This is a genomic window from Halorubrum cibi (assembly GCF_900182635.1).
Lineage (GTDB): Archaea > Halobacteriota > Halobacteria > Halobacteriales > Haloferacaceae > Halorubrum > Halorubrum cibi.
This window is the reverse complement of the sequence record NZ_FXTD01000021.1, coordinates 1-5,436: the sequence shown is the minus strand read 5'-3', so window position 1 is coordinate 5,436 and position 5,436 is coordinate 1. Positions and strand designations below refer to the sequence as shown.

At 57.8% G+C, this 5,436-nt stretch carries 1 tRNA gene and 3 rRNA genes; all 4 read right to left on the bottom strand.

Annotated features, from left to right (window positions below):
- Window positions 1-70: 70 nt before the first annotated feature.
- Window positions 71-192: ribosomal RNA gene (gene rrf, locus FN829_RS15570) — 5S ribosomal RNA — on the bottom strand.
- Between the two features lie 140 nt (window positions 193-332).
- A 23S ribosomal RNA gene (locus FN829_RS15565) occupies window positions 333-3,250 on the bottom strand.
- Window positions 3,251-3,523: 273 nt separating this feature from the next.
- A tRNA-Ala gene (locus FN829_RS15560) sits at window positions 3,524-3,595 on the bottom strand.
- Between the two features lie 184 nt (window positions 3,596-3,779).
- Window positions 3,780-5,250 (bottom strand): 16S ribosomal RNA (locus tag FN829_RS15555).
- The 16S, 23S and 5S rRNA genes sit together here with 1 tRNA gene alongside, the layout of an rRNA operon.
- Between the last annotated feature and the right edge of the window lie 186 nt (window positions 5,251-5,436).

Genomic DNA, 5,436 nt, shown 5'->3' with positions numbered 1-5,436 from the left:
ATACACGTGAAAACAGCCCACGAACGCGATGTCCGTGGGCTGTGGAAAACGGGAATGATCCCGATGAATGGTGAGGCGGCGAACCGCGGTTCCCAGAGGATCGCTCACTCCAGTACTTCCCGGTACGCGGGTGGGCTTAACTTCCGTGTTCGGAACGGGTACGGGTGTACCCCCACCGCTCTGGCCGCCTTCATGCTGACTCTCGGATTCGAACCGAAACTCTCCGAACGGAGAGACGCCTGTGTCAGTGGCTCGTCTCTCGACTAACCGTGTATGCGTGCGATCCAGTTACCGCCTGAACTCATGCGAGTGTGGAATGTCTAGTGACCATATGAGTGTGGCTTCGGTCTGTTAGTGCTCGTGGACTAAACGCCTCGTTGCCTCGGCGCGTACATCCCGAGTCTATCTAACTCGTCTTCTACGAGTGACCTCTCCGGTACTTCTTTTCCATGTGGGTTTCGAGCTTAGATGCGTTCAGCTCTTACCCCGTGTCGCGTGGCTACTCGGCATCTGCCCTTCCGGACAACCGATACACCAGTGGCGACCAGTCGTAGTTCCTCTCGTACTATACGACCGTTCACGTCAAGTACCATTACACCCCCAATAGATAGCAGCCGACCTGTCTCACGACGGTCTAAACCCAGCTCACGACCTCCTTTAATAGGCGAACAACCTCACCCTTGCCCGCTTCTGCACGGGCAGGATGGAGGGAACCGACATCGAGGTAGCAAGCCACCCGGTCGATATGTGCTCTTGCGGGTGACGACTCTGTTATCCCTAAGGTAGCTTTTCTGTCATCTACGGGCCCCATTCCGGAGCCTCGTAGGTTCGCTAGACCACGCTTTCGCGTCAGCGTCACTCGTTGGGAATGACACTGTCAGACCATCTTGTGCTCTTGCGCTCTTCGCCGGGTTCCCGACCCGGCTGAGATGATCTTCGGGCGCGCTCGATATCTTTTCGAGCGCGTACCGCCCCAGTCAAACTGCCCGGCTACCGGTGTACTCCTCCCGGAGTGAGAGTCGCAGTCACCGACGGGTAGTATTTCAATGCTGTCTCGGTGGCCCGCTAGCGCGGGTACCTGTGTAATGACTCCTACCTATGCTGCACATCGGCGACCACGTCTCAGCGACAGCCTGCAGTAAAGCTCTATAGGGTCTTCGCTTCCCCTTGGGGGTCTCCAGACTCCGCACTGGAACGTACAGTTCACCGGGTCCAACGTTGGGACAGTGGCGCTCTCGTTTATCCATTCATGCAAGCCGCTACTGAAGCGGCAAGGTACTACGCTACCTTAAGAGGGTCATAGTTACCCCCGCCGTTGACGGGTCCTTCGTCCTCTTGTACGAGGTGTTCAGATACCCGCACTGGGCAGGATTCAGTGACCGTACGAGTCCTTGCGGATTTGCGGTCACCTGTGTTGTTATTAGACAGTCGGAGCGCCCGAGTCACTGCGACCTGCTCCGTCGAGAGCAGGCATCCCTTCTTCCGAAGGTACGGGACTAACTTGCCGAATTCCCTAACGTCGGTTCTCCCGACAGGCCGTGCCTTGCGCTGGCAGAGCACCTGTTTCGGATCTCGGTACGGACATCATGCTTGTCTTTTCACGGGCCCTATGTACGGCTGACTTGCGCTATCTCGCGCTTCTCTCGCTTCCTGCCGTGACGGCTTCCACGAGGTTCCACGATTCGACCGGGCGAATGCCCGGCTCAGCGTTCCACACGGCGTCGACTTTTATCGCATGATGGCACTGGAATATTAACCAGTTTCCCGTTGACACAGTCGAGTTGCGGTGTGTCTTAGGACCGGCTGACCCTCGGCTGATTGGCAGTGCCGAGGAACCCTTGCTCATCAGGCCGTCGAGGTTCTCACCCGACTATCGCTGCTACTGTGACCAGGATTGTCGTTTCTGAACGGTCCACGCGAGCTCTCGCCCGAGCTTCCATCCGAACAGAACGCCGACCTACGCGGTCGCCCTGTCAAGGGCGCGGCCAGGTCTCGGTGGTAGATTTGAGCCCCGATCATTTTGGGCGCCTCAAACCTCGGCCGGTAAGCTGTTACGCTTTTCTTAGAGGGTAGCTGCTTCTAAGCTCACCTCCCGGCTGTTTAGGGCTTGAGACCACCTTCGAATCGCACTTAATCTACACTTTGGGACCTTAACCCGGCTCTGGGTTGTTCCCCTCACGGTACACAGGCTTACCCCGCGCACCGGACTCCCTTCGTCTACGACGCCTGCGGGTTTGGAGTTCGACAGGATGGTCGACTCCTCTCGGAGGCGAGTCATCCAATCGGTAGCTCTACCCCGCGGGCTATCTCGGAAGAGGTCATGCTTCGACATGTTTCGGTCGGAACCAGCTGTTGCCAGGCTCGATGGGCCTTTCACCCCTATACACGAATCACGAGAGGATATTGTAGGATACCACCTCTAACGGGCCTCCACGTGGCTTTCGCCACGCTTCACCCTGCTCGCGTATAGATCGCCTGGTTTCGGGTCGCACCCGAATGACTCCCCGCGTTTGGACACGGTGGCCCTCGTACATAGTACTGCGGCCGTATCGGTTTCCCTGCGCCTTCCCCGGTTCACGGGTTAGACTCGCCATTCAAGTGCACTCCCTGGGTCGTTTTTCAAAACGCACGACACGACGCCGGCTCGTCTCTCTTCCTACTAGAGAATCGCTTCTCGGTCGTTTTGAGAGACGCCTTGTACGCCCTGTCGCTCGATCGCCAACTGATTTCAGGCCCTATTGCACCGCCCTTCTCGGGGTGCTTTTCAGCGTTCGCTCACGCTACTTGTTCGCTATCGGTCTCGAGGAGTGTTTAGCCTTTCCAGGGGATGCCTGGAGTGTTCACAGAGGATATCCGACCCCTGCTACTCTGGATTTGACGCCACCGGTACTGTCGCATTCTACGGGGTTGTCACCCTGTTTCACGCTCCGTTCCAGGAGACTTCGAATGCGATTTCGCGGCTTGAGTGTCAACCCGAACACCACATTGGTCCGAAGACCTTCGGTTTGGGCTGTGTCGCGTTTACTCGCGGTTACTGACGACATCGCTGTTGCGTTCTTTTCCTTCCCTTACTGAGATGTTTCAATTCAGGGAGTTCCCTATTGCGCGTGGCAATTGTTGAACGGATTCCGATTGGGAGATCTCGTGTTCTTTCCCTCCATGCGGGTCCCACGAGCTTTTCGCAGCTTGGCACGTCCGTCGTCGGCTCTCGAGCCGAGCCATTCACCAGCTGGCACAGTAGCCAGTAGTGTGTCAGTGTGCTCCGAAGAGCATACTGACGGTGTCAAGTGACTATTGGATAGTCACCGACTGTAATTGGTTCACTGACGTTCCACGAACTCGTATGAGTTCAGTGGACGTCTGGATCGCACGTATACACGGTCGTCATCGAATCACGCGTGGCAGCGCGTGTTCGTCGAACCCTTCCCATCCGCGGTTTCCCGGGATGGTGCATCGGTCGTCGTACTCCAACCGAGTCGCGTCGCCCACTTAAGGGGCACGTTTCGAACCGGTCGGATTGACATGGACTCACTGGGATTCGAACCCAGGGCATCCTCCTTGCAAGGGAGGCACTCTACCGCTGAGCTATGAGCCCACCTCTCCGTGTGGAGAGGGTGTGGGGGGGTGTGTAAGTGTGAGCCGTGGACGCTCGTAGGTGTCCGGGCCGGCGGTGGGCCGGACTCCGTTTTGGACGCATGCGAATGAGTAGTGACCGTTCGTGGTCGGGTGACCGCGGACGGTCGAAAGGTGAGCCTCCCGTGTGGGAGGTCTCGGGTCTGTGGAGGTGATCCAGCCGCAGATTCCCCTACGGCTACCTTGTTACGACTTAAGCCCCCTTGCGAAGCCCAGATTCGACACGTGGAACGTGCCTCATCCGGACCTCACTCGGGTGCTTTGACGGGCGGTGTGTGCAAGGAGCAGGGACGTATTCACCGCGCGCTTGTGACACGCGATTACTACCGAATCCAGCTTCATGTGGGCGAGTTTCAGCCCACAATCCGAACTACGATCGAGTTTCTGAGATTACCGTCTCCTTTCGGAGTTGGAACCCTTTGTCTCGACCATTGTAGCCCGCGTGTTGCCCAGCACATTCGGGGCATACTGACCTACCGTTGCCCGTTCCTTCCTCCGTGTTGGCCACGGCAGTCTTCCTACTGTCCCCAACCGCTTCACAGCGTTGCTGGCAAGTAGGAATGCGGGTCTCGCTCGTTGCCTGACTTAACAGGACGCCTCACGGTACGAGCTGACGGCGGCCATGCACCTCCTCTCTGTGGCTCGTGGCGAGGTCATCAACCTGACCGTCATTACCACAGTCGATGCTGGTGAGATGTCCGGCGTTGAGTCCAATTAAACCGCAGGCTCCTCCGGTTGTAGTGCTCCCCCGCCAATTCCTTTAAGTTTCATCCTTGCGGACGTACTTCCCAGGCGGCCTGCTTAGCGGCTTCCCTACGGCACAGCACCCACTCGTAGTGGGAGCCACACCTAGCAGGCATTGTTTACGGCCAGGACTACCCGGGTATCTAATCCGGTTCGAGACCCTGGCTTTCGTCCCTCACTGTCGGATCCGTTCTCGCGACGTGCTTTCGCCATCGGCGGTCCGTCCAGGATTACGGGATTTCACTCCTACCCCGGACGTACCCGTCGCGCCTTCCGGTCCCAAGCCACGCAGTTTCCACCGGACGTCCACCTGTTGAGCAGGTGGATTTCCCGATGGACTTGCGTGGCCAGCTACGGACGCTTTAGGCCCAATAAGATCGGCCATCACTTGGGCTGCCGGTATTACCGCGGCGGCTGGCACCGGTCTTGCCCAGCCCTTATTCGTCCACCTCCCTACGGTGGACAAAAGCGTAGGCTCTATGCCTACGCACTTGGGATCCCCTTATCGCACTGTCGTGCAGTGTAAAGGTTTCGCGCCTGCTGCGCCCCGTAGGGCCCGGAATCTTGTCTCAGATTCCGTCTCCGGGTTCTGGCTCTCACCACCCGTACCGATTATTGGCACGGTGGGCCGTTACCCCACCGTCTACCTAATCGGCCGCAGCCACATCCTTCGGCGCCGGAGCGTTTGACACAGTTCTCATTCCAGGTGAACTGTGGTATGCACTATTAGCCTCAGTTTCCCGAGGGTATGGTGCTCCGAAGGGTAGTTTGACCACGTGTTACTGAGCTATTCGCTACGAGTCTGAACTCGTGCAACTAGCATGGCTAAATCGGATCCCAATAGCAATGGCCTCCGGCAGGATCAACCGGAATGAATACCTCCGTTCCTGATTCCCGGAACGGAGGGGGTTATGTTGGCGGGTGTTGACGCGTTCGTCAACACACCATTGCATGGTCCAATGTGGAGTCCGGTCTCACCGGCGACCCGGATGACACCGAACGTCCACGGCTCACATCAGATCTCCTCTTACGCCGGAGCGCAGGGGGCGAAATCCTCAT